This is a genomic window from Hymenobacter chitinivorans DSM 11115, assembly GCF_002797555.1.
Classification (GTDB): Bacteria; Bacteroidota; Bacteroidia; order Cytophagales; family Hymenobacteraceae; genus Hymenobacter; species Hymenobacter chitinivorans.
In genome coordinates, this window is sequence record NZ_PGFA01000002.1 from 21,942 (window position 1) to 47,688 (window position 25,747).

Consider the following 25,747-nt stretch of genomic DNA (forward strand, 5'->3'; position numbering starts at 1 on the left):
AGGGACGCTACTCCGGCTGGTTGCGTGGGTAGTCGTAGAAGTAGAATTCGGCGTTGCTGCGGTCTATTTCCGCCCAGCTGCCGCAGTCAAACTTGATGCACACAATAGCCGCGGTGGGCATTTCATTCAGCGGGCTGGGCGAAATGACGTTGGCAAAGTCGGTAATGGTCGGGTTGTGGCCCACCAGCAATACGGAGTCGGCCGCGTCGGGCAGCTGCCGCACTACTTCCACCAGGTCGGGCACCTCGGCCCGGTAAATCCGGTCGTTTACCTGAATCTGGTTGTGCGGGTATTCCAGCTCCTTGGCCACCAGTGCCGCCGTGCTCATGGCCCGCACCGCCGGCGAGCTAAGCAGCAAATCGAGGTGGATGCTGCGCTTGGCCAGGGCCTGACCCATGCGCGGGGCATCGGTGCGGCCCCGGTCGTTGAGGGGGCGTTCCTGGTCACTCAAATCGTCGAAATTCCAGCTCGATTTGGCGTGGCGCATCAGGTACAGGGTCTTCATACGGTGGGCTTCAAAAGGGTGGGCAGGCCTCTTTACTGTTGGCCTTGCGAAATGGTTATGAAGAATAAAGTACGGCTGCGGGCCGCACCAAAACAAACAAGGCCCGCCGATGCCGGCGGGCCTTGTCAGGAAGTAGCGCAGAGCCGCCGCGCGTAAGGTATAGCGGCGGCCCGGGCTAACTGTTTTATTGCTTCACGAAGCGCTGGTGCGACACCTGCTGCCCGTCGGCAATGGTGAGCATGTACACGCCCTTGGCGAGCTGCGACACGTTGAGCTGACCGTTTTCGAACTGGGCCTGCTTCATTTCGGCGCCGCGTACGTCGTACACTTTCACCGACACGGCGGCCGCGTCACGGTCCGAAGGAATTACTACGTTCAGCACATCGGTAGCCGGGTTGGGGTACACCGAGTACTCGCTGGCGCTGCCGCCCATGCGGGCTGCCGTGGCGGCGCGGGCGGCGCCACCGCTGATGTTGATGGTGTAGTCTTCGGTTTCGCCGTAGCTGTAGGATCCGCAGCTGGTCGTGGCCGAGTTGTCGCTCATAACCACCCGCAGACGGGTAGCGCCCGACTTAGCCGTGAGGGGCACTGTGAAGGAGCCCGTGCGGGTAGCCGACGAAGTGCTGGAAGCCGCATTTACCACCAGTTCACCAGCGTCGGTGAAAACTCCATTCTGGTTGTAGTCAATGTACACCTTAAAGTACTCCCCGTAAGCCGTGCCCGTGAAACCAGCGCTGAAGCTGATGGTCTGGGTCGAGCCGGCGGCTACCGTAGTCGTCAGGGCCGTGCCGTTGTAGTAGCCGGCGTCGGCACCCGAGGTGCGGGCAATGGAGCCCAGGCCTACGTAGTCGATGTACTCATACGATACGCTGGTGCCTTTCGACGAGCAGTACGTCGGCGTGGTCGGCGTGGTGCCACCGCCGGGAGCCGTGCCGCCTACCGAGGTGAGCAGGCCAGCGCGGGCCCCGCCGGAAGCAAACAGCGCATTCATGCGCGACGATTGGCCGGTGGAGAACATATACATGGCCGCGTCATCCACGTAGTCCATGTAGTTCATGTACATGTCGCTCGTGTTCGAGCAAGAAGGGTTGGGGTAAGAGGGCGAGCCGTAGTTTTCGTCGGCCTGGTTGGGCGTGTCCGAGACGTTGTCGGTGCCGGTGCAAGCCGTTCCGTCGTCCCCCCAGATGTGGTTCAGGTTCAGCCAGTGGCCTACTTCGTGGGTGGCGGTGCGACCCAGGTTGAAGGGAGCCTGCGCCGAGCCGCCCTTACCGAAAGCCGTGGTCAGGATAACCACGCCATCGGTGGCAGCGGCGCCGCCGGGGAACTGCGCGTAGCCCAGTACGCCGCCCGACAGGTTGCACACCCACAGGTTCAGGTACTTGCTCGAGTTCCAGGCGTCGAGGCCGCCGGTGCTGGCCTTTTTCATGGCATCGTTGGTGCCCCACGAGGTCGTGCTCGTTTGCTTCCGCTCGATGCCGGTAGTAGCGGCGCCGGTGGGCGTCTGCTTGGCCAGCACGAACTGTACGCCTACGTTGGCTACCAAGCCGGCGAAGGCCGACGGCGTTTTGGTGTAGTCGGCGTTGGTTTTGCTGTAGTCCTGGTTCAGGACCGCAATCTGCGACTGAATCTGGGCGTCGGAAATGTTCTGGGCGGTGGTGTTATACAGCACGTGCACCACCACGGGGATGGTGACCGTGGCGGCGGTGCGCTGGGCAATTGGGTCGGCCTCGAACTGACGGGTCTGAGCCTCAATGTTGGCCATGCGCTGGGCCATGGCTGGGTCGGCGGCCAGCTGGGCCTTCAGCACGTCTACGGCGGCGCACTGGCGTTTGGTAAGCTGCTTCTGAGCGTCCTGGGCTTGGGCTTCCGAAGCGAGACCCAGGCCGAGACAGGCCAGAGCTACTGCGTAAAAGGTTTTTTTCATGTGAATGAAAGGAATTGGTTGTGGAAAGAGGGAACGAGGGTACCAATGTATTGAATATTTTTACAGAAATAATCCGATAAGGTGTAATATTTTTAATTTTTAGCGGGTAACATTATTGGAAACGTAACGTAGCAGCTAGTTTCCGACAGTATATTGTAATCATTATAAAGGCCTCAAATTCCCTGGGCCGCTAAGGGTGCGAAAGTTGTTGGGAGACATCAGGCCTAAAAAAGAAAAGCCCACCGGTATCGGTGGGCTTTTCTGGTGAGTGAAGTTTGGCTCTTAGATCAGAAAGCAAGCAACTGCTGCAACAACTGCCAGCGCTGCTAAGATAGAAGATTATTGCTTTTCGAAGCGCTGACGCAGGGTCTGCTGACCATCGGAGAGCGTCATCTGGTACAAGCCCTTGGGCAGCTGGCTTACCTGCACTTGGCCTTGGCCGTTGTAGCTGGCTTGCTTCATCTGGTGGCCCTGCAGGTCGTAAACCGTTACGGACCAGCCTTTAGCAGCTGTCGTAGTGGGTAGCGTCAGGTTCAGCACGCTGCTGGCGGGGTTGGGGTACATGGCTACTTCCGAAGCCGTGCCCAGCGAGGCTATAGCCATGCGGGGCGCCACGCCGCCGAGCGAGGTAACTAGGCCAGCGCGGGCTCCACCGGCGGCAAACAGCGCGTTCATGCGCGAAGCCTGGCCCGTAGAGAACATGTACATGCAGGCGTCGTCGGTGTAGTCCATGTAGTTCATCGACATATCACCCTGGTTGCCGCAGGTTACGTGGGGGAAAGCCGGGCAGCCATAGTTCGAGGTCTGCTGAGTGGGCGTGTCCGACACCAGGTCATTGCCGCAGCTGGCATCACCCCAGATGTGGCGCAGGTTCAGCCAGTGGCCTACTTCGTGAGTGGCGGTGCGGCCTTTGTCGTAAGGCTTGGCCGAGCCGCCGGGCAGCGAAGAGTACAGCACCACGACGCCATCGGTAGCGGGCGAGCCGCCGGGAAACTGGGCGTAGCCCAGCAGGCCCTGGCCCAGGTTGCAGACCCAGATGTTGAGGTACTTGGTAGCATCCCAGGCATCGTCGCCGCCGCGCTTCGAGTTCTTCACGGCGTCGTTGGTGCTCCAGGAAGCGGTTTTGGTTTGCTTATGAATGATGCCCGTGGTGGGAGCCCCGGTGGGGGTGCGCTTAGCCAGTACGAACTGCACGTTGGTGTTGGCGGCCAAGCCGGCAAACATGGTGGGAGTCAGGCTAACGTCGGAGTTGGTTTTGCTGTAGTCTTTGTTCAGCACGTCAATCTGGGCCTGCACCATAGCGTCCGACACGTTCTGGGCCGTGGTGTTGTAGAGCACGTGCACCACTACCGGAATAGTGACAACGGCGCCGGTGCGGTTGGCCGTGGTTGGGTTGGCCAATACGGCGGCCGTTTGCCGCTCTACATCAGCCATGCGCTGGGCCAGGGAAGGGTCGGCAGCCATTTGGGCTTCCAGGACGTCCATTGTGGCGCAGGAGCGGCCGCGCAGCATGGCGTCGTCGTTGCCCTTGGCCATGCGTTGGTCCTGTGCTTGAGCCGAGAAGGAGGCGAGGCCGAGGCAAGCCAAGGCAATAGCGTAAACGTTTTTCTTCATGGGGAAAGGAATGGTTTGGATGTGAGAAAGGGAACGAGAAAGGCAAGCTAGAAAAAATCCCGACTAAGTCAATGAATAATTTATTGGCTCTATTTTTATGGATCCTACAATTAAAGGTGCCTTAAATTGTAAAACCATTCAGTGTTAAGCCAAATTTTGACGAGTCGAGCCGTAGGTACGGAAGCGGGTCTACTTTGTTTGCGGCTGGTGGCACGGCACGCGAGAAAAGGGTTACTGTATAAAATATCTTTGATAATTAATGTAGGCGCTCTGCCGGCTGTAAACCGAATAATTGGTCAAAAAAAGCGGCCCGAAAAATTTTCGGGCCGCTTCGTAAAATTATAAAAACGCCGAGGTGCTATTCCTCATTTTCGAAGGTGTTATGGGGGTAGCGCTGCTCTTGCAGCACGGCCACGTGGCGCACCAGCAAGGCCCGCAGCTCATCGATATTTTGCCGCTCCTGAGCCGAAATAAAAATTACCGGGTCGTGCATTTTGGCCATGTAGCTAGCCTGCAACTGCTCCAGCGTGGGCCGGGGCTCCACATCCTCATCGGCGTTCATGCCCTCGAAGCCGCCGTGGTGCTCTTCCTGATCAGCGTCGTAGCGGTCAATCTTGTTGAAGACCAGCAGCATGGGTTTGTCGGCGGCCTCAATGTCCTTGAGCGTATCGTTGACGACGGCAATCTGCTCCTCAAACGAGGGGTGGGAAATGTCGACGACGTGCACCAGCAGGTCGGCCTCCCGGATTTCGTCGAGGGTGCTTTTGAAGCTCTCAATCAGGCGGGTGGGCAGCTTGCGGATAAACCCTACGGTATCGGACAGCAGGAAGGGCGTGTTTTCGAGCACCACTTTGCGCACCGTCGAGTCGACGGTGGCGAAGAGCTTGTTCTCGGCAAACACGTCGGAACGGCTCAGCAGGTTCATAATCGTGCTTTTGCCCACGTTGGTGTAGCCCACCAGCGCCACGCGCACCAGCCCGGCGCGCGACTTGCGCTGGGTGTTGCTCTGCTTGTCGAGCTCCTTGAGCTTGTCCTTGAGCAGGGCTATCCGGTCACGCACCACGCGCCGGTCAGTTTCGATTTCGGTTTCCCCCGGTCCGCGCTGACTCACGCCCCCACCGCGCTGCCGGCTAAGGTGGGTCCAGAGGCCGGTGAGGCGGGGCAGCAGGTACTGGTACTGGGCCAGCTCCACCTGAGTGCGGGCCGTGGCCGACTTGGCCCGGCTGGCAAAAATGTCGATGATGAGCAGGCTGCGGTCCACGATTTTGACTTGCAGCTCGGCTTCGAGGTTGCGCAGCTGGGAGGGCGAGAGGTCGTCGTCGAAGATGACCATACTGGCGTTGCTGTGGCGCACGTAGGCCTTGATTTCTTCGAGCTTGCCCTCACCCACGAAAGTGCGGATGTCGGGCTTTTCGAGGCGCTGCACGAAGCGTTTGGTGACCTTGGCGCCGGCCGTTTCGGCCAGGAAAGCCAGCTCGTCGAGGTATTCCTGGGTTTGCAGGTCGGGCTGGCGCTTGTCGGGTACGGCCACCAGCACGGCGGTTTCCTGCTCCAGGGCCGTGTCGTAGGTGCCTTCTTTGTTGGCCTTGGCCAGGATGCGGCCCACCCGGCCACTGACGCCGTCGACGGCGCCGGGGTGGCGGGTGCTGTTGCCGGGCTTACGGCCTTTAGAGGACGGTTTGTTAGCCATAGAGTGCGGGAAGAGGGAAAATAAAATAGGCGCCGGCGCTAAGGGGGCTGAAGCTTATTTTAGGGTGAGAGAATAGTCAACGACCTGCTGAATCTGCTCGGGGCTGAGTTTGTCTTTGAAGGAAGGCATCTTGCCCAGGCCCTGCGTCACCATATACACGCGGCCGGTTGCATTCAGGTTACTTTTGGTCAGGTCATGGGCGCCGTTGAGGCCGAGCTTGCCGTCGGGGCCGTGGCACACGGCGCAGTTCTGCACGAACAGGGCCTGGCCGGGCAACTCCGCCGCGGCAGCCGGTGCGGCGGCCGTTTCTGCGGGAGCAGAATTCCCGTCCGAGTTGCAAGCCGCGGCCAACATGAGCAGCAGTGAAGTGGAAAGAAAGGAAGCAAAGCGAATCATGGGGCGAAGGTACGCAACGGGTCTTAGGCGGTAGGCCGCTACTTTTTTACCGATACCGAAACCGGACCTGCTACCTTTGCCGCCCGAATCCCGAATCAGTTGTATGCGCGTTGCCATCGTTATTAATACGTCCTGGAATATCTGGAATTTCCGCCGGAGCCTGGTGAAAGCCCTGCAGGCCGCCGGCCACGAGGTGCTGGCCATAGCCCCGCCCGACGCCTATTCCGAGCGGCTCGAAACCGAGCTGGGCTGCCGCTACGTGCCCATTCTGATGGAAAACAAGGGTACTAACCCCGTGAAGGACGCCCAGCTGACGCGCCGCTTCTACACCATCTACCGGCGCGAAAAGCCCGACGTGGTGCTGCAGTACACTATCAAGCCCAACATCTACGGAACCTTAGCCGCCAAGCTGGCCGGTATTCCGAGCGTGAATAACGTCTCGGGCCTGGGCACGGTGTTTATTGTGCAGAACTTCGTGAGCCGGGTGGCCCTGAGCTTGTACCGGTTTGCCTTCCGCTTCCCCAAGCGGGTGTTTTTTCAGAACGACGACGACCGGCAGCTCTTTCTGCAGCACGGCCTGGTGCGCCCCGACATAACCGACCTGCTGCCCGGCTCCGGCGTGGATACCAATCGGTTTCGGCCCGCCGCGGAGTTTGTGCGCCACGAGCCCTTCACCTTTCTGATGATTGCGCGGGTGCTCTACGAAAAGGGCGTGGAGGAGTACTTCGAGGCGGCCCGCATCGTGCGCGAGGCCCTGCCCGGCACCCGGGTGCAGCTGCTGGGCGGCGTCGATGAGTCGGGTAATATCGGGGTGAAACGGGCCGTGTTTGAAGAGTGGCTCCAGGCCGGCAACATTGAGTACCTGGGCACTTCCGACAACGTGGCCGAGCACATCGGGCGGGCCGACTGCGTGGTGCTGCCCTCGTACCGGGAAGGCACGCCCAAAACTCTGCTCGAAGCCGCCGCCATGGGGAAGCCCATCGTGACGACCGACGTACCCGGCTGCCGCGAGACGGTGGTGGATGGGCAGAATGGCCTGCTGTGCGAGGTGCGCAACGCCGCCGACCTGGCCGCCAAGATGCTGCAGGTGCAGCGCCTTTCCAGTGCCGAGCTGCAGGCCATGGGCCAGGCCGGCCGGCAGCTGGCCGAGCAAAAATTTGACGAACAAATTGTGCTCAATAAGTACCTGCGCATCGTGGAGGCCGTTGGGCCCCGGGTCCGCTAGCAGCTAAACTTCCTACCTTGCCACTGCGTAGGTCCGTGGCCTCGTACAATCAATATCTCTCCGAATGGAAATTAAGCATCACGCTCTGGCCGGTGTAATCGAGTTTACGCCGCGGGTGTTCGGCGACCCCCGCGGGGCCTTCTTTGAGTCGTTTAGTGCCCGCCTCATGCAGGAGGCCGGTGCCGTCGGCGACTGGGTGCAGGATAACCAGTCGAGCTCGGGGGCAGGGGTGCTGCGCGGGCTGCACTTTCAGCGGCCCCCGTATGCCCAAGCCAAGCTGGTGCGCGTGGCCGCCGGCCGGGCCGTGGATGTGGTGGTAGATTTGCGCCGCTCCTCGCCCACCTACGGGCAGCACGTGACGGTGGTGCTGGACTCGCAGCGCTGCAACATGCTCTACGTCCCCACCGGTTTTGCCCACGGCTTTGTGGCTACCGAAGACAATACGCTGTTCCTGTACAAGTGCACCGACTACTACAACCCGGGCTCGGAAGGCGGCCTGCGCTGGGACGACCCGACGCTGGGCATCGACTGGGATATTGCGGCCCCGCTCGTGTCGGACAAAGACCGGGCCCTGCCGCTCTTCGCCGATTTCGATACGCCTTTTGAGTAAGCGGCCTTGCTCGGTGGTAAATGACAGGGGCCGCGGCTTCAGGCGTTGCAACCGGTACCCTGGGAACCATTTGGCTCTACCAAAAAAGCCCCCGGCCACTCTGGTCGGGGGCTTTTTTGTGGCCGGACAAGAGCTGTCGAGCAAGCAGCAGGAATCATTACCAAGCTCTTATTCTCCTATCCAGGAGGACAGCGGTTTCATTTCACCGACCCGAGCGGCAACGAGTTATCCGTGTGCGGCGAGGCTTAAAGCCGATGGCGCCGTGCAACGACCGTTTCGCTAAACCCAAGTTTCTCATTCATGACCGTTCCCCTTATCCGCTATTGGATGGAAGTCCAGTTATCCAAAGGTCTGTTAGTTATGCGCAACTTTGGTGAGCCCGCATACTCGCTCGACGATGCCCTGTCTCTGCTTAACAGTTGTGCTCTCCACTCCTCTCTTAAAGCACCTGTAATCGTACGTGTTGTGCCGAACGGAAACACTTTAGACGCGGTCCATGTGCTACCCAACATGTTGCCACCCAATCAGCGCGGGGTATGGTTTTCGATTACCTGAACCCCGGTTTTTGTATTCGGAGTTGATCATTGGTCCCACCTGTTTGCCTATGCCATCAGAGAGTACTGCTCCTTAACTCACGGTGTTTTACGCCCCCATTACCTGTCTTTGCTGCTATTCACCAGCACGGTTTGTTGCCACTGCTTAGGTCGTGCTGCTCCACCTCACATTTGTGCAGCGGGATGCCAGCTAGAACCTGGCGATAGGCCTTCTAATTTACCAAACTGACAATACCGCCGGCTTATTACTCTACGGTGGCTCCTCCTGGGACGTGTTGCCCACAGCCAGCTAGACCCCGGGCAAAAAACTACGCAACCCTACCGCTACCTAGCACCTAAATCTAGGTACCAACCGACTGCTGATCGACGGCAACAACTTGCCGTGCGCTCCTATGCCGGCACCGACATCCAGACTGGCGCCTGTTACTTGGTCCTTGGCCTGACCTTCGACCCGCAGCCGGCGCATGCAGCACTGGCTATGCTAGGAAGATGCCTCACGTACGGCTATTTCCTAGGCCAACTCTGCAGTCCTGCAGGTGGCCGCCACCAGCTATTATACTTGGCGAGAGCAACGCGTACAGCCTACACCAGCCTGAAGGCAGGCTGGTGTAGGCTGTACGCGTTGCTCGTTCGATAAGCCGGCTGTATGAATTCGAGCGGTGATACCTACCGCTAAGCTGCTAGTCGAGGGGTTACTTCTTCTTTATCTCAAAGTAGAACGAACTGGTGGCTTCCCCTTCTTTCACATCGGTGGCCCTTCCACTAAAGGTTATTCTATTCTCATACACCGTTGCATCAAACCAGCCAACTTCTTTCCCCTGGTAGGTAAAGACCAGTTTACCAGTTTGCGCATCAATTTTCCATCCGTGTGAGACGGTCGTTGAACCCAACGTTTTTGTATAGGTGCCTGTGGCGCAGTTGTAGGTCTGCATCTCATCCACCGTGCTTCTCGTCGTTGTTCCAACAATAAATGGGTCAATGCCACTGAACGTGTAGGTGCCGCTGACTATTCTGTCTTTGTCATATACGCCAGCAGGATAGCATGCTTTATTGCCTCTGTCCTGGAATTGGAAAAAGTCAGATCCGGCCGGTTGGTAGGCCGTTAAATTCCAAGTTCCCTCTGCTACCAGAAGCGCCCCAAGGCCAGTGGTGGCCGTGAACACAGTAGGTGCGCCATATACAGGTGTGCCGTCCGCTTTTTTGACTATGGCCTCCACCTTCTGGTCCCCTGACGCACCCACCTTCAAGGTCCATGTTGTCTGGGCGATACCTTGTGCGTTCGTGATGGATTTGCCTGAACTTAGACTTCCACCCCCCAACTTTACGCTCCACTCTACTTCAATAAAGGCCAATCGTTTACCATCTTCATCTATGACCTTCACCTGCAAGGGTTTTGCAAGTGCTTCACCGGGCTTGCCCGACTGGTTATTACCGTCTTCGAGAAAGACAGCAAAGGGTTGCACAGGCTGGAATACCGCATTTACAGTCTTGGTTTTGCTCCTGCCAATTCCGCTCTGCGTGTATTCAATATCATAGGTAAAGGGCCTGTCCTGCAAGCCGACCGCTTCTCTAGTGGCCGTAACATCGAATCCACCCGCGCTATTAAGAGTATATGCAAGTTTGATGCTTGGGTCCGAAACGTTCCTGAATACGGCCTTGGCAGGATTCAAAGTAATTTCTTTGACGGTAGATTGGGCCTTTATCGGGTTCGTATACGGCGGCAAGTCCATGCTGGCACTGCTAAAGATGCTCTTTACCTTATTGGTAATAGTGACGAGACCATTGTACCAATTCTCCAGCTTCGTTACTTTCTCAAAAAGCGCGGCAAAGGCTGCCTTATCCGCTTGATTTAGGTTGCGGAAAGACCCAACTGGGTTTAGTTTTTGCAATTTTCCCCCGATAAACTTCAGGCTTGGTGGGGTTTTTACTTCTTCGATTAGGGCCTTTAATTCTCCTATATTCTTGGCCTCACTCTTTGCAATAACAATACAAGCAAGGTTCGTTGCGACGCAGGCACTTATTCCCACCCATTGCCAGGGCGTTGGCGTGGGATAGCTAGCTAGCTTGGTGGCAAGCCAAAAGCTGGCTGAGCCAGCCGTTATGCTCCCATAGAACATGACCCTGGCCCTGATCCATTCGTCCTCTGGGTCGATCATACCTTTAATTCCCCGGTAGTTATCAGGGTTATGGTCTACAAGGGCAAAGTCGGCATCATTGAGCATCATGCCCTTGAGCAGGTAAGCCATCTCGAGCTGCTCAGCGGGGGAGAGCTTGGGAAAGTTGTCGGTGATGAGCTGCCGCTGCTGGTTGATGGCCGTTATAAAAGCCGGCTCTAGCTGAATCACTGGGTCTGCAACATGGGCCTGAAACCGCGTTGCAATCTGCCCCAACTCGGTCGTGAAGGTGCTGGCGACTGCTCCCGGGTCTGTGATGGGGGTATAAGTACCCACCGTCATGTCTAGTTGCTTATTGATGCCAATACCACTGTAGTCGATTGTCACCTTACCCTCCGGCAGGATGGGCATCACGAAAGCTACTTTATTGGAGTCTCCTTCGATTGCCATTACCTCCTTGCCACCCACTTTTATCATGGAGGTAGCCGTGATTGTTGGCTTAGCGTCAGCCTTGGCAATCACGAACTGCCCGGGGGTTGCCGAGTTCGTGACAAGTGTGATGGACCCTTGCGGGGTAGTTGGATTGCTTGGTCCTGGGTCTTGATCGGAGGAGCCGCAGGCGGCCACGAAGAATAGGGCCAGAAAGTAGAGTAGGATTCTTTTCATGTGCGGGGAAATAGGCCGTTCTTCGACCTGCTTATGCAGCTGGCTGCTTATTATACCCAGCAAATGTATCGCTATACCAATGGGAGTAAAATACCCATAAGTAGGTATTTTATGCTGGGTGCTACGTAATACATGGGATGGTTTAGCTATGACTTCCTCGGCCACCAACGACACCGCCGAGCTGACCAGCCACAACGCCTTTATCACGGCCATGACGCCGGTCATCCCGGCCCTGCCCGCCGGCAAGAACCGCGAAAAACAAGAGAATGAGTTGCGCGTCAGCACCGACCGGCGCGACGCGCTGCTGGCCCGCCAGAATCAGGTCGGCCCCGAAGTACTGGTGGAGGCGGAAGCCGAGGCCGGCCTGATTGATATCCAGGTACCCTTCATCCAGAACTTCATTGCCAAGGTCACGGCCCACCGGGCCACCCTGAGCGCCGCTCAATACCAATAAAGGCCGCCCCGGAGTACCGGGGCGGCCTTTGTGTGTTTGGTGGGCAGGGGGGGGGGCTACACCAGCGGCAGCAGGGTTTCGAGGCCCATCCCGCGGGAGCCTTTAATCAGGATCTGCTTGCCCGTGAGATGCTGCTCGGTGAGCCAGGCGGCGGCTTCCTGCTTGGTGGGGAAGTGCCGAAACCCGGGCTGCACGGCGGCGTGCTGCATGTCGGCGCCGCAGAGCAGCACGGTTTCGAATGGCTGAGTGGCCAGCAGCTCGCCCAGGGCCTGGTGCTCGGCCACGCTGTCCTCGCCCAGCTCGAACATGTCACCCAGAATTACCACTTTCTCCCCCGTGGCGGGGCGGGCGGCAAAGCTGGTCAGGGCCGCGGCCATGGAGGAGGGGTTGGCATTGTAGGCGTCGAGCACTACTTCGTTGCGGGCGGTGCGCACCAGCTGGGAGCGGTTGTTGGTGGGCGCGTAGCTGGCCAGGGCGGCGGCAATATCGGTGGTCGGGACCTGGAAGTGGGCCCCCACGGCGGCGGCGGCGGCCAAATTCAGGAAGTTGTAGCCGCCCGTAATCTGGGCTTCCACCACAGTGCCGTCGAAGAGGCGCAGCACCACCTGGGGCGCGGCTTCGAGCAGCTCGGCAGGGTAGGTGTCGCCGGCGGTAGGGTAGGTGATTCGCTCGGCCACTACCTGCGCCAGGCCGGGCAGCTTGGGGTCGGCGGTATTGACGAAGGCCGTGCCGCCGGTAGCGGCCAGAAAGCGGAACAGCTCACTTTTACCCTTGGCAATGCCTTCCTCGCCGCCGAAGCCTTCGAGGTGGGCCTTGCCGATGTTGGTAATCAGGCCGTGGGTGGGCTCGGCCAGGCGGCTGAGCAAGTCGATTTCGCCCTGGTGGTTGGCACCCATTTCCACGATGGCCACTTCGTGCTGCCCGGGCCGGATGGTGAGCAGGGTGAGGGGCACGCCGATGTGGTTGTTGAGGTTGCCGCGGGTGTACTGCACGGCGTAGCGGCGGCTGAGCACGGCGTAGAGCAGCTCCTTGGTCGTGGTTTTGCCGTTGGAGCCGGTAATGCCGATAACCGGAATGGAAAGCTGGCGGCGGTGGTGCTGGGCCAGCTGCTGCAGGGCCAGCAGCGGGTCGGGTGCGTAGGTGTAGCGCGCCGGGTCGGAAGCGGCCAGGGCCTCATCGTCCACCACGGCGTAGCGGGCCCCCTTGGCCAGGGCCTGGGCGGCAAAGTCGCGCCCCCGGAACGAAGGGCCGTTCAGGGCAAAAAACAAGGTGTCGGTCTGGTCCTGGCGCGAGTCGGTGCTGACGGCCGCGCACTGCGTGAAACGGGCGTATAACGCCGTGCTGTCTTCCATACTGATTCTGCGTAACTTGGGGCTACTTTATTCTGCTCTACTTGCTGTGCTACCGATGCGACAATTCCTTGCTATCCTCTTCCTGCTAAGTGCCTTCGGCGGCCTGGCCGAACCAGCTGCCGCCCAGACGCCGTTCGGGTTTGAATATCGGTCGGTGGCAAATGTAGTACACGGCACCCAGACCCTGGCCGCGCCCTGGGTTGGGGGCCTGAACACCGCCCAGTTTTCGAGCATCGACCTGGACGGCGACGCCCGCAACGACCTCTACCTCTTCGACCGGCAGACGCGGCGCTCCTACACCTACCTGAACGCGGCCAACCCCGCGACCGGCGGCCGGATGTGGCAGTACGCCCCCGAGTACCAGTCGCTGTTTCCCAAGGAGCTCAATAACTGGGTGCAGCTGCGCGACTACGACTGCGACGGTCGCCCCGATATCTTCACCATGGGCTCCATCAGCGGCAGCATCCGGGTGTACCGCAACGTGGCCACTGGCGGCGGGCGGCCCGCTTTCCAGCTTATCACCGACGAGCTGCTTTACGTCTCGGGTGGGAGCCAGATCAACATCAACACCGGGGGCTACAACACGCCCGCCATTGAGGACGTGAACGGCGACGGCCGCCTCGACATTACCACCTTTAATTACATCAACAGCACCACCATTCACTGCTTTCTGAACACCAGCACCGCGGCCTGCGGCGGCCTGACCTTCGCCTTCAGCAGTCCGCGCTGGGGCGGGGTGAAAGTGTGCTACTCGACGTGCTCGTCCTTCGTGTTCGGGACCGATGAGTGCCGCAGCGTGCTCAAGCCCAACCATACCAGCGGCAATAACCTGCTGCCCCTGGACCTGGACGGCGACGGCGACAAAGACCTGCTGACCGCGCGCGACAACTGCGCCGAGCTGGTGCGCCTTACCAACGAGGGCACCCAGGCCACGGCCGTCTTCTCGGCGGCGGGCCAAACGGCCAACTTCCCCGCCGCCACGCCCGTGCGCCTGCCTAACTTTCCGGCGCCCTACTCCCTGGACGTGACCTTCGACGGGCGGCCCGACCTGGTGTTGACGCCCAACGTGTACGACCACCTCGATACCATCGATACCCACCAGAACGTGTGGTTTTACGAAAACACCAGCGCAACGACGGTGCCCAGCTTTGCCTTCCGGCAGAATGATTTCCTGCAGAAAGACATGCTCGACACCGGCGACAAGGCCGCTCCGGCCTTCGGCGACCTGACCGGCGACGGACTCAAGGACCTGCTCATCGGCGGGGTGAGCCGGGCCACCGGCAAGGGCTTTTACCGCGCCTCGCTTTGGTTTTACCAGAACGTGGGCACGGCCAGTCAGCCCGTGTTCAAGCTCATTACCAACGACTACCTGGGTTTGTCGGGCAAAAAGTACGGCTCTTTGCGCCCGGTGCTGGTCGACCTGAACCGGGACGGGGCGCTGGATTTGGTGTTTTCGGCTTTCACACTGACCAACAGCTCCTACAATTTTATTGCCTACTGCCTCAACTCGGCCCCGGCCAGCCAGGCGGCCGTCTTTAATGCTGCCGCGCCCACGCTGCTGAGCAACCTGCCAAACCGCTCGTACGACACGCCCACCTTCACCGACATCGATGGCGACGGGTACGTGGATATGCTGCTCAGCACCAATACCAACTCCTTTGACTACCCCGGCGAGTCGCTGCGCTACTACCGCAATAATGGCAGCCAGCCGCTGAACGAGGCCTTCACGGTGGTCAACAACGACTACGGCCGCCTGCGTACCCCCACCAACGAGCGGCCCAACAACCTGGCCACGACCGTAGCCGATTTCGACGGCGACAACCAGCCCGACCTAGTCACCATTGATGAGCTCGGGCAGCTGCACTTCTACGGCAACTTCCGCGGCCAGAGTGGCCTGTTCATGGACCGCACCGACGTGCTCTACAACAAAACCCTGAGCCGCTTCGAAACCCTGGACCTGGGCTCCCGCATCGAAAACCTCTACACCCTGGCGGCCGCCGACGTCGACAATGACGGCAAGCCCGAGCTGTTTGTGGGCACCGAAGACGGCGGCGTGGTGGCCCTGGGCGTGCGCAGCGCCGTGCTCAGCACCAAGGGCGCCGTGGCCGCGCTGCCCCTGAGCGTGTATCCGAACCCGGCTACCACCACGGCCACCGTGCAAACGCCCCAGCCCACCCGCCTCACCGTGCTCGACGTGCTGGGCCGGCCCGTGCGCACTGCCGCCACGCTGCAAGTGCAGCACACCCTGGAGCTGCGCGGCTTAGCGCCCGGCGTGTACCTGGTGCGGGCCGAAACCGCCAAGGGCCAAACTGGAGTGCAGCGGCTGGTGGTGCAGTAGAAGCTGGCCAGTTTAAAACGATAAAAGCCGGACCTGCACACTGCGGGCCCGGCTTTTTTGGAAAGTGGAGCTTTCGTCTACTCCTGGTGCGTGAGAGCCGAAACCGGTTCCCCGAGGTAAAAAGCATCCCCGTCGTGCAGGGCCGGGAACCGCTCCCGAAAGGCTTCCAGGTCGGCGCGGCGCAGGGTGCGGGTGATGCTGGTTTCGTGGTTGCCGACTTCCACCAGATACTCCCCGCGCATGTCGAGCAGGGCTGAGTCGCCGGCGTAGGCCAGGCTGTTGCCATCAATACCCACCACGTTGACGCCGATGGTGTAGGCCAGGTTCTCGATGGCCCGGGCCCGCAGCAGCGTAATCCAGGCGGTGCGGCGCGAGGCGGGCCAGTTGGCCACGTACAGCAGTAAGTCGTAGGGGGCGGTGGCCGAGTTGCGGCTCCAGACCGGGAAGCGCAAATCGTAGCACACCAGCGGGCAGATGCGCCAGCCCCGCCACTCTTCTACCAGCCGCTCGGTACCGGCCGTGTACACGTCTTTTTCGCCGGCCACCCCGAACAGGTGGCGCTTGTTGTAGTAGCTCAGCATACCGTCGGGCCGCACCCACAGCAGGCGGTTGAAGTACTGGTCCTGGTCGCGAATGATGATGCTGCCGGTGACTACTGCGTCGCGGGAGGCGGCCAGCTGCTTCATCCAGGCCACGGAAGGACCGTCCATGGTTTCGGCCAGGTTGGCGGCGTCCATGCTGAAGCCGGTCGTAAACATTTCCGGCAGCACGATCAGGTCGGTCGGAATCGAAATTTCCTCGATATGCTGGCCGAGTTCGGCCCAGTTGGCGGCCGGGTCGTGCCATTGCAGGGAGGCTTGGACGAAGGAAACGGTTAAATCAGACACAGTGCAGTAGGTTGAGGTAGGAAAAAGGGCTGAGTGTTCTACTGAGAAATATACTGCTTATAAAAAGAATAATGCAAGATATTTATCAATCGTTCCTTCCTTTTTCGCACCGGTTTCCGGCAATATCACCGATTATTCTCAGGTGGCCACTACGGTGCCGCTAGATTTGGCTCAGACGCTCGGCGGCCAGGGCCAGGGTATCGTCGCGCTTGGCAAAGCAAAACCGGATCAGGCCGTGGTCCAGCCCGTCGTGGTAAAAAGCCGACACCGGAATGACGGCCACCCCCGATTCGCGGGTCAGGCGCTGGGCGAAGGCCACGTCGCCCTCACTTGAAATCGACTGGTAGCGGGCCAACTGAAAGTAGGAGCCGGGCGTGGGCAACAGCTCAAACCGCGAACCGGCCATGAGCTCCCCGAACAAGTCGCGCTTATGCTGGTAGAAAGCCGGCAGCGTGGCATATTGCTCGGGCTCCAGCAGCACGTCGGCCAGGGCGTGCTGAGCGGGCGTGCTCACGGCGAAAGTTACGAACTGGTGCACGCGGCGCACTTCGGCCGTAAGCAGGGGCGGGGCAATGCAGTAGCCCACTTTCCAGCCCGTAGCGTGGTATGTTTTGCCAAACGACGAGAGCACGAAGCTGCGTTCGGCCAAGGCCGGCACCTGCAGGGCGCTGGCGTGCTGCTGCCCGTCAAACACCATGTGCTCGTACACTTCGTCGCTGAGCAGAAAGGCGTCGGTATCGGCCAGCAGCCCGGCCAGCGTAGTCAGGTCTTGGAGGGTGAGCACCGCGCCCGAGGGGTTATGGGGCGTATTTATCATCACCAGCCGGGTGCGGGGCGTTAGGGCGGCTTGTACCAGGTCCCAGTCGGGCGTAAACTCCGGCACCCGCAGCGGCACGTACACCGGCACGCCGCCCTGCAGCCGGATGGCCGGGCCGTATAGGTCGTAGGCGGGCTCCAGCACCAATACTTCGTCGCCGGGGCGCACCACGGCGGCCAGCACGGCGTACAGGGCTTCGGTGGCCCCGCTGGTGACGGTAATTTCGGTAGTGGGGTCGGGGGCGGGCACCCCGTAGACGGCGGCGGTTTTGTGGCTGATGGCCTCGCGCAGCCGCGGCAGGCCGGGCATGGGCGCGTATTGGTGGTGGCCGGCGGTGCGGGCGTGGCGGGCCAGGGCCTCGGTCAGGGCCTGGGGCGGGTCGTAGTCGGGAAAGCCCTGGGCCAGGTTAATGGCGCCGCACTCGGCGGCCAACTGCGACATAACCGAGAAAATACTGGTGCCGACATCGGGCAGCTTGGACGGGAGAAGCGGTACGGGCATACGCAAGCATACGGACTGGCGGCAAGAAACCCAAGCGGCCCCGGCAATTGCTGGGGCCGCCGGGGCTAAATCAGCATCAGCTGCTCGTCGGGAGCGGGAGCCAGCGGGTGGCCGGTCAGCGGAATATGAATGCGGAATGTGGAGCCCTTACCCAGCTCACTGGTCACCTCGATGCGGCCCCCGTAGCTTTGCACGATGCGGTTGACCAGGTACAAGCCCATGCCCGAGCCGGCCACGTGGTCGTGGAAACGGCGGAACATCTGAAACAGCTGGTTGCCGTAGCGTTCCATGTCAATGCCCAGGCCGTTGTCGCGCACGGCAATTACGACGTGGTCATCCGCGCGGGTGCTGCTGATGTGAATGCGCGGGGTACGCTTCGGGGTGGCGTATTTCAGGGCGTTGCTGATCAAATTATAAAGCACGCTCTGCAAGTTGGGCCGCACAAACTCCACGGCCGGGGCCGGGTCAAAGTCAGTGGTGACGATGGCACGCACGTTGGCCAGCTGCTCGCCGATGCTGCTGAGCACTTCGCGGGTAAGGGCCTCCAGCTGCACGGTTTCGGTGGGCAGCTCGTGGCGCAGCTTCTGCACCTGCACCAGCTCGGAGAGGTTGTAAATTGTGTCGTAAATCTGGTGCAGGGCCCGCTCAAACATGGCAATGAGCTTGATGGCGTCCGGGTCGCGGAAGTAGGCCGTGCGGGTCAGCTCCTCGAAGATGCCGGCCATGTTGTTGATGGGCTGCTTCAGGTCGTGGGAGGCGGTATAGACGAAGTTGTCCAGGTCCTCGTTGATGCGGCGCAGCTCGTTGTTTTGCTGCTTGAGCTGCTGCTGCACCCGCTGGGTTTCGGTCACGTCGGTATTGGTGCCAATCCAGCGCACGATGGCGCCCTGGGCATTGCGGATGGGCTGGGCCCGCGACAAAAACCAGCGGTATTCCCCGTCGTGACTGCGCAGGGGAAACGTGTCTTTCCAGGGCTCCCCGGTGGCCAGGGCCGCACGCCAGCTTTCCAGCACGTCGGCCAGGTAGTCGGGGTGGTGCACTTTCTGCCAGTCCCAGCCCTGCATATCTTCCAGGGTGGTGCCGGTGTAGGCGTACCACCGTTCGTTGTACCAGTAGATGTGGCCATCGGCATGGGCCATCCAGGCCAGCTGGGGCATGGAGTTGGCCAGGGCCGTAAACTCCTCCTCCCGCTGGCTCAGGGCGGCGGCGGCCTGGCGCTGCTGGGTCACGTCCTGCATGGCCCCGATCATGCGCACGGCCCGGCCCCCGGCGTCGCGGGCCACGTGGCCCCGGTCGAATACCTGGGCGTAGGTGCCGTCGGCGCGCCGGAAGCGGTACTCGTCCTGCCAGTCAGTGTGGCCGTGGTCGATGGCGTGGTGAATACCGGCCAGCACCCGCTCGGCGTCGTCGGGGTGGATGCGTGCGCCCCACCACGAAACCACGGCTTCCATCTCGGCGGCGGTGTAGCCCAGCACCCGCTCAATGGCCGGGGTCCAGGTCAGCTCGTCGGTGAGCAGGTCCCAGTCCCAGATGGCGTCGTCGGTGGCCAGGGCGGCCAGCTCGTAGCGCTCCTCGCTCCAGCGCAGGCTGGCCTGAATCTGCTTTTGCTCGTGGATGTCGGTAGAAGAGCCAAACCAGCGCAGCACGTTGCCCTGGGCATCGAGGGCAGGCACGGCCCGGCTCAGGTGCCAGCGGTATTGCCCGTCGTGGCGGCGCAGGCGCAGCTCCTGGTACCAGACGTTCTTTTGGGCGGCAGCCTCCAGGAAAGATGGCCGCACGATGTCCTCGGGGTGAAAGGCCTGTTCCCAGGCGTGGGGGTCAGGGTCGTTCGGGTCGTGGCCGGTGTAGGCAAACCACTGCGGACTCATGTACAGGGGCTGGCCTTGCGGGTCGCTGATGTAAGTTATCAGCGGCAGGGCCTCGGTCATGGTGCGCATTTCCTCGTCGCGCAGGCGCACGGCCGCGTCCAGAGCCTGGGCCCGGCGCCGGGCCAGCACCCGCTCGGTGGCTTCCACGGCAAAGATGAGGATGCCCTGCACCGTGTTGTTTTCGTCGAGCAGGGGCTGGTAAGTGAAATCGAGGTAGTGGGTTTCGGGCTGGCCGGTTTGCTCGTTTTCAATGAGCGTCACCTGCTCGGTGCCGTAGTAGGCCTGCCCGCTGTGGTACACCTGGTCCATCAGGGCCACGAAGCCCTGCTCCTCGACTTCGGGAAAAGCCTCGGCAATCTTCAGGCCCGACACGGCCCGGCTGCCGTAGAGGCGCTGCATGCCATCGTTGACGAAGCCGATGCGGTGGTCGGGCCCGAGCAGGGTGGCAATATTGGCCGGAATCTGGCCCATGATGCGGCGCAGCAGCCGGTCTTTCTGCTGCATCTGGTCGCGCATCTGCCGGCTTTCCTCGATGTCGGTGTTGGTTCCCACCCAGAGGATGATGTTGCCGGCCTCGTCCTGAATGGGCTCGGCCCGGGCCAGAAACCAGCGGTATTCGCCCCGCAGGTTCCGCCAGCGGTGTTCGGCCTCGAAGCGGGTGCCGGCGGCCAGGGCCTGTTTCCAGCTGGCCAAGGTGGTGGGCAGGTCCTCGGGATGAATAAACCGTTCCCAGCCCCATTCCTGCAACTCGGCCATTGAGCCGCCGGTAAAGTCGAACCAGCGCTGGTTGTAGTAGGTCACGCCGCCGTCGGGGCGCGAGGTCCAGGCCATTTGGGGCAGGGATTCCAGCAGCCGGTCGAGCTGGGAAATAGTTTGCTGCAGGAACTGCTCGGTGTTTTTCTGGTGGTGAATGTCGGTGGCCGAGCCCACCCAGTGCACGATACGGCCCTGGGCATCGAGGGCGGGTACGGCGCGGGCCAGAAACCAGCGGTACTCGCCGCTGGCGGCCTCGCGCAGCCGCACTTCCCGCTCAAACGGCTCCCCCGACTCGACGCACTGCTGACGCAGGGCCCGCACCGTGGAAAAGTCGTCGGGGTGGGCGTGGTGCTGCCAGCCGTTCTGGCGGGCATCGTCCAATGACGAATGCAGATACTGCTCCCAGAACGGGTTGATGTAGTCCACTTCGCCGGCGGCGTCGGTGGTCCAGATCAGCTGCTGCTGCACCTCGGCCAGCACCTGGAAGCGGGCCGCGTTCTGCTGGGCCAGCCGCTCGGCCTGGCGCTGCTGGGTTACGTCCTGCATGGCCCCGAGCAGGCGCACGGCCCGGCCCTCGGCGTCGCGCACGATGTAGGCGCGGTCGAGCACCTCGGCCCAGGACCCGTCGGCGCGGCGGAAGCGGTAGTCGTTGGTAATAACCGAGTCGGGGCCGGCAAAGGCGGCGGCGCGCTGGGCTTCCACCGCGGCCCGGTCGTCGGGGTGCAGGTGGTCGAGCCAGAGCTGGGAGGTGCCGCTGGCCTGGACCGGGTGGCCAAACAGGGCCGTAAACATCTCGTTGCGCCACACCGCGCCAGTGCGCAGGTCAGCATCCCAGATGGCGTCGTGGGTGGCCTGGGTGAGTAGGCTGAAGCTTTCCCGGCTGAAATTGCCCTGCTCCTGGACCAGCACCTGGTCGGTCACGTCGAGCACCCGGCACACGATATTGCGCAGCTGCCCCTGCTGCAGTACCGGCCGCAGCGTGGCCTGCCAGTACTGCGTGCTTACCGCCCCCGAGCTGCGCATGATGTCGTAGCGCTGAATGTCGAGCGTGCGGGTTTCGCGGCGTTCCAGCACGTGCAGTAGGGCCGTGCGCCAGAGCGTAGCCGTGTGCTCGGGGCCGGTGGCCGAAGCCGGCAGAATGGTTAGCCCGTCGCGGCCCACCAGCTCGGCGGCCGGGCGGTGCAGTACCCGGCACATGGCCTCATTTACGGCTTCCACTACCAGCGCCGGCGACAAAATCAGGTGCGGCGTCGGGAGGGAATCAAAAATGAGGTGGAAGTCAACGGCTTCGGCAGGCATAGAATCTCACAGAGTAAGGAGCAGGAGATTTCTTCGGTCCAGACGACGGCCGGGAAGCACCCTGAGCAAATATAAGCCGGCGGGCGGCCAACCAAGCACAACCGACCCGAATAAAGCCCGGGCCGGCGACATAACCCGCACCCCGTTCGATGTGGGGGCCCAGTTACACCATCGATATTTTTTTTCTGATGGTGTAACTGCGAGTAGCCCGCGGCAGGTCCTGTGTCCGGCCACCCGATTCCTCACTTACCGGAAAGCTAACCTGCGGTACACCCCAGGGGCCAACAAACATCCCGGCGGGAAGGCCCGCCGGGATGCCGTAGTTAGTCCGTAGTGATTTTGTCCTTAAACGCCTTGCGGAACTTCTCGATTTTGGGCGTCGAAACCGACTGGATGTAGGGGTTGTCGGGGTGGAGGCGGTAGTAGCCCTGGTGGTAGTCTTCAGCGGGCCAGAACACGGTGAAGGGCCGCACCTGGGTTACGATGGGCGAGCTGTAGTGCTTGGAAGCATCCACCCGCTTGATGGTGGCCTCGATGAGCTGCTTTTCCTGGGGCGAGCGGTAAAAGGCCACCGAGCGGTACTGGGTGCCGGCATCCGGACCCTGGCGGTTGAGGGTCGTCGGGTCGTGGCCGGCCAGGAAAAACACGTCGAGCAGGGTTTGGTAGCTGACTACCTTGGGGTCGTAGTACACCTGAATGGACTCGGCGTGGCCGGTTTGGCCGCTGCCCACCTGCTCGTAGGTCGGGTTCTGCTCGGGGCCGCCGGCGTAGCCCGACACGACCTGCTTGACGCCGCGCAGCTCCTCGAAGATTTCCTCGGTGCACCAGAAGCAGCCGCCGGCAAAGGTGGCCACGGCCAGGCCGTTGAGGTTTTGGGGCGCCCCGCCGGTGGTGGAGCGGCGGAAGGTTTGGGCGTCGGAGCGGTTCTGGGTGCAGGCGGTCAGCACCAGCACCAGGCCCAGGAGGTATATTCTTAGTTGATTCATCGGGACTATCTACGAAAAGCGGTGGGTTTTTGGACGTAGCTCAACCAGGTGAGCTTGTTGTGGCAACGCGGTTTAGACCTGGGGCGTTCCGGGCCGGTAAGTGTCAGGTTTGCCGTTAAATTTGTCAGACCAGTTGAGCCCCGTTTTGTTTTGGTCTGCTTGCTACTCCGCATTGCCTGAGAGTAGCGAGTTTGACCGGCCGCGCTTTTTCCGTCGAATTAATGCACAAGTATCTTTTGGCGGCCCTGGCCGCGACGCTGCGCTTTTTGCCGGCCCAGGCCCAGCCCGCGCTGCCGGTGCTGCCCCAGAACCCGGCCGCCCTGCGCTGGCAGCAGGTGCGCACGCCCCACTTCCAGGTTTTGTTTCCCGAGAACTTTGCGGCCCAGGCCCAGCGCACGGCCCTGCGCCTGGAGCAGGTGTACGGCCCGGTGAGTGCCTCCCTGGAAAAAGAGCCCCGGCCCATTACGGTGGTGCTCCAAAACCAGACCACCGTCGGCAACGGCTTCGTCACGCTGATTCCGCGCCACTCCGAGTTTTTCACCACCCCGCCCCAGGACCCGTTTCTGGCCGGTACCCTGGGCTGGCTCGACCTGCTGGCCGTGCACGAAGACCGCCACGTGGTGCAGTACGAAAAAGGTCAGCAGGGCCTGGGCCGCCTGGCCTACCAGCTCTTCGGCTACGCCGGTCTGGGCACCGTGGCCCTGGGTATTCCCGACTGGTTTTGGGAGGGCGACGCGGTGGGCACCGAAACCCTGCTCACCCGCAGCGGCCGGGGCCGGATTCCCTACTTCGACCTCGGCCTGCGGGCCAACCTGCTGGCCGGCCGGCACTTCAGCTACAGCAAGGCCGTGGCCGGCTCCTTCCGCGACAATGTGCCCAACCACTACGTGCTGGGCTACTTCATGACCACCAACTTCAAGCGCCGCCGCGGCCCCACGGCCTGGAGCGACGTGCTGAACCGCTACTACCGCTTTCCGATTTACCCCTTCTCGTTTTCGGATAAGCTGCGGCTGAGCGCCGGCGGACAGCTGCGCACCGACGATCTCTACGCGCGCACCATGACCGAGCTCGACTCGTTGTGGCGGGCCCGGCAGCAGGAGTTAAAACTGACGCCCGTCACACCGTTTCAAACCAAGACGGAGCCGGGCGTTTTCACGGAGTACCAATACCCGCAATACGTGGACGACAACACGGTGCTGGCCGTGAAAAGCGGGCTGGGCGACATTTCCCAGCTGGTGCTGCTGCGCCGCGACGCCCCCGAAAAGCGCGTGTTCGTGCAGGGCCTGTTCAACAACCCCGAAATGCTGTCGGTGGGCGGGGGCAAGGCCTGCTGGCCCGAATTCCGGCCCGGGGTGCGCTGGGGCCAGCAGGTGTACTCCGACCTGCGGGTGCTGGACCTGCAGAGCGGGCAGCTTACCCGGCTCACTTCCCGGCAGCGCTACACCAACGCGGCCCTCTCGCCCGACGGCCGCCTGATTCTGGCCGTGCGGGCCACTACCGACTACCAAAACCAGCTCGTGGTGCTCGACGCGGCTACCGGCCAGGAAAAGCGGGTGCTGCCCAACCCCACCAACGACTTCTACCAGCAGCCCCGCTGGCGCCCCGACAACCGCTCCATCGTCGTCGTGACGCTGCAGCCGGCCGGCAAAATGCTGGAAAGCATCGACACCGAAACCGGCCAGCACCAGACGCTCGTGCCGGCCGCCAACGTCAACCTGAGCCACCCCCAGCCCTGGGGCGACTATGTGCTCTTTAACTCCCCGCAGTCGGGCATCGACAACGTGTACGCCGTGGATACCCGCTCGGGGCAGGTGCGGCAGGTTACGGCCCGGCCCCTGGGCGCCTACCACGCCGCCGTGTCGCCCGATGGCCGCCACCTGGCTTTCCACGACTTCCGGGCCGAAGGCGCGCAGGTGGTCGAAATGCCCTTGCAGCCCGAGCTCTGGCCCGTGGCGGCTCCGGCGCCGGCCCGGCCCGCGGCCTACACCGACCCGCTGCTGAGCCAGGAGCCCGGCACCCGCACCATCGGCACGGTGCTGCCCGATTCGAGCGTGAGTGCGGCTACGCCCCTGGCCGTGACGCCCTACCACCGCCTGAGTCACGCCTTCAACACCTTTAGCTGGGGCATTATTCAGGCGCCCACCGGGCAGGCCTTCAGTGTGGGCGTCCGGTCCCAGGATTTGCTCAACACCACCCAGGCCGTGGTGGCCGCCGGCTACGACGGCGTGGAGCGCACGGCCAACGTGTCGGCCAACGTGAGCTACCAGGGTTTGTATCCGGTGCTGGATGCGGGCTTTCAGCGCGGGGGGCGCCACCTGACCCGGGACGGCGCCACCGACAGCTGGACCTATAACCGTTTCACGGCCGGGGCCCGGCTGCCGTTCAACCTGACCCGCTCCAAGTACCAGCAGGCCCTTACGCTGGGCGCCTACTACAGCGGCGAGCTGGTGCAGGGCTACAACTTGCCAACGCGCCGCATCACCGAAGTCGGGTTTGGGCGCAGCCTGCACGCTCTGAACGGTACGCTGGCATACTCCCACGTGCTCAAGCAGAGTAAGCGCGACGTGGCCCCGCGCTGGGGGCAGGCCCTGACGGCTTCCTGGCGCGACACGCCCTTTAGCACCGGCCTGCAGGCCCGGCAGTGGGCCGCGTTTGGTAGCCTGTATCTGCCCGGGGCGGGCAAGCACCACTCGCTGCGCCTGCGCGCCGGCTACCAGCAGCAGGACCGGGACCCGAACCCCCAGAAGAGGTACGATTTCAGCCCGGCCGTATTCTACCCCCGCGGCGAAGGTTACGTGAGCTTCAACAAGCTGCTCGTGAGCAGCGTGGAGTACCGCCTGCCCCTGGCCGATACCGACTGGGAGCTGGGCCGGGTGCTTTACGTGCAGCGCGTCAAGGCCATGGGCTTCTTCGACGCCGCCGTGGGCCGCAGCACTGGCGCTAGTGCTTACCAGACGGCTGGCCGCACGGCCGGCCTCGACGTGACGTTCGTCTTTAACCCGCTGCGCCTGCGCACCCCGCTCGAAGCTGGGTTCCGCACTATCTACAACGTGCGCACCGGGGTGTGGCAGGTGCAGCCCCTGGTGCTGGATATCGGCTTCTGATTTTTTTGGTGGTTGTTATGGTGTTGATTGATAGTTGTTTGATGACGCGCTGAGCCGTTGAAAACACCAAGCTCAACAAAGAAATAT

At 61.8% G+C, this 25,747-nt stretch carries 16 protein-coding genes; 5 read left to right on the top strand and 11 right to left on the bottom strand.

Features of this window, described 5'->3' with window-relative positions; translation table 11 throughout:
- Positions 1-7: 7 nt before the first annotated feature.
- The 5 genes from CLV45_RS13725 to CLV45_RS24975 form a co-directional block, all read right to left on the bottom strand.
- Positions 8-505, bottom strand: a complete 498-nt coding sequence (locus CLV45_RS13725) for a SixA phosphatase family protein (RefSeq protein ID WP_100337047.1) — start codon at positions 503-505, stop codon at positions 8-10.
- A 184-nt stretch (positions 506-689) separates the two neighbouring features.
- On the bottom strand, positions 690-2,429 hold the full coding sequence (locus tag CLV45_RS13730) for a GEVED domain-containing protein (protein ID WP_100337048.1): 1,740 nt from the start codon (positions 2,427-2,429) through the stop codon (positions 690-692).
- A 339-nt stretch (positions 2,430-2,768) separates the two neighbouring features.
- Positions 2,769-4,043, bottom strand: a complete 1,275-nt coding sequence (locus CLV45_RS13735; RefSeq protein WP_100337049.1) for a M43 family zinc metalloprotease — start codon at positions 4,041-4,043, stop codon at positions 2,769-2,771.
- A 358-nt stretch (positions 4,044-4,401) separates the two neighbouring features.
- Complete coding sequence (hflX, locus tag CLV45_RS13740) at positions 4,402-5,733, bottom strand: GTPase HflX (RefSeq protein WP_211289949.1); 1,332 nt, start codon at positions 5,731-5,733, stop codon at positions 4,402-4,404.
- A gap of 54 nt (positions 5,734-5,787) precedes the next feature.
- Positions 5,788-6,129 (bottom strand): c-type cytochrome, encoded by a 342-nt coding sequence (locus tag CLV45_RS24975; RefSeq protein ID WP_157807484.1) that lies wholly within the window; start codon positions 6,127-6,129, stop codon positions 5,788-5,790.
- 103 nt (positions 6,130-6,232) lie between these two features.
- On the opposite strand from CLV45_RS24975, the gene CLV45_RS13750 reads away from it, so the two are divergent.
- On the top strand, positions 6,233-7,354 hold the full coding sequence (locus CLV45_RS13750) for a glycosyltransferase family 4 protein (RefSeq protein WP_100337050.1): 1,122 nt from the start codon (positions 6,233-6,235) through the stop codon (positions 7,352-7,354).
- Between the two features lie 64 nt (positions 7,355-7,418).
- Complete coding sequence (rfbC, locus tag CLV45_RS13755) at positions 7,419-7,964, top strand: dTDP-4-dehydrorhamnose 3,5-epimerase (RefSeq protein ID WP_100337051.1); 546 nt, start codon at positions 7,419-7,421, stop codon at positions 7,962-7,964.
- A gap of 1,246 nt (positions 7,965-9,210) precedes the next feature.
- Here the strand turns inward: rfbC and CLV45_RS13765 are convergent.
- The gene (locus CLV45_RS13765) at positions 9,211-11,298 is read right to left on the bottom strand and encodes a hypothetical protein (protein ID WP_157807485.1); all 2,088 of its coding nucleotides are present in this window, start codon (positions 11,296-11,298) and stop codon (positions 9,211-9,213) included.
- 148 nt (positions 11,299-11,446) lie between these two features.
- Between CLV45_RS13765 and CLV45_RS13770 the strand changes: the two genes are divergently transcribed.
- Entirely contained in the window at positions 11,447-11,752 is a 306-nt protein-coding gene (locus CLV45_RS13770) for a hypothetical protein (RefSeq protein WP_100337054.1), read from the top strand.
- 56 nt (positions 11,753-11,808) lie between these two features.
- Here the strand turns inward: CLV45_RS13770 and CLV45_RS13775 are convergent, their stop codons facing one another.
- Entirely contained in the window at positions 11,809-13,104 is a 1,296-nt protein-coding gene (locus CLV45_RS13775) for a UDP-N-acetylmuramoyl-tripeptide--D-alanyl-D-alanine ligase (RefSeq protein WP_100337055.1), read from the bottom strand.
- Positions 13,105-13,159: 55 nt separating this feature from the next.
- Here CLV45_RS13775 and CLV45_RS13780 point away from each other — a divergent pair, with 55 nt between their 5' ends.
- Entirely contained in the window at positions 13,160-15,442 is a 2,283-nt protein-coding gene (locus CLV45_RS13780; RefSeq protein WP_100337056.1) for a T9SS type A sorting domain-containing protein, read from the top strand.
- Positions 15,443-15,519: 77 nt separating this feature from the next.
- Here the strand turns inward: CLV45_RS13780 and CLV45_RS13785 are convergent, their stop codons facing one another.
- The 4 genes from CLV45_RS13785 to msrA form a co-directional block, all read right to left on the bottom strand.
- The gene (locus tag CLV45_RS13785; RefSeq protein ID WP_100337057.1) at positions 15,520-16,329 is read right to left on the bottom strand and encodes an amidohydrolase; all 810 of its coding nucleotides are present in this window, start codon (positions 16,327-16,329) and stop codon (positions 15,520-15,522) included.
- Positions 16,330-16,489: 160 nt separating this feature from the next.
- Entirely contained in the window at positions 16,490-17,647 is a 1,158-nt protein-coding gene (locus CLV45_RS13790) for a methionine aminotransferase (RefSeq protein WP_100337058.1), read from the bottom strand.
- A 65-nt stretch (positions 17,648-17,712) separates the two neighbouring features.
- Positions 17,713-21,570 (bottom strand): PAS domain-containing sensor histidine kinase, encoded by a 3,858-nt coding sequence (locus tag CLV45_RS13795; protein WP_100337059.1) that lies wholly within the window; start codon positions 21,568-21,570, stop codon positions 17,713-17,715.
- A 323-nt stretch (positions 21,571-21,893) separates the two neighbouring features.
- Positions 21,894-22,556 (bottom strand): peptide-methionine (S)-S-oxide reductase MsrA, encoded by a 663-nt coding sequence (gene msrA, locus CLV45_RS13800; protein WP_100337060.1) that lies wholly within the window; start codon positions 22,554-22,556, stop codon positions 21,894-21,896.
- A gap of 221 nt (positions 22,557-22,777) precedes the next feature.
- Between msrA and CLV45_RS13805 the strand changes: the two genes are divergently transcribed.
- Entirely contained in the window at positions 22,778-25,660 is a 2,883-nt protein-coding gene (locus tag CLV45_RS13805; protein WP_100337061.1) for a TolB-like translocation protein, read from the top strand.
- Positions 25,661-25,747: the final 87 nt, after the last annotated feature.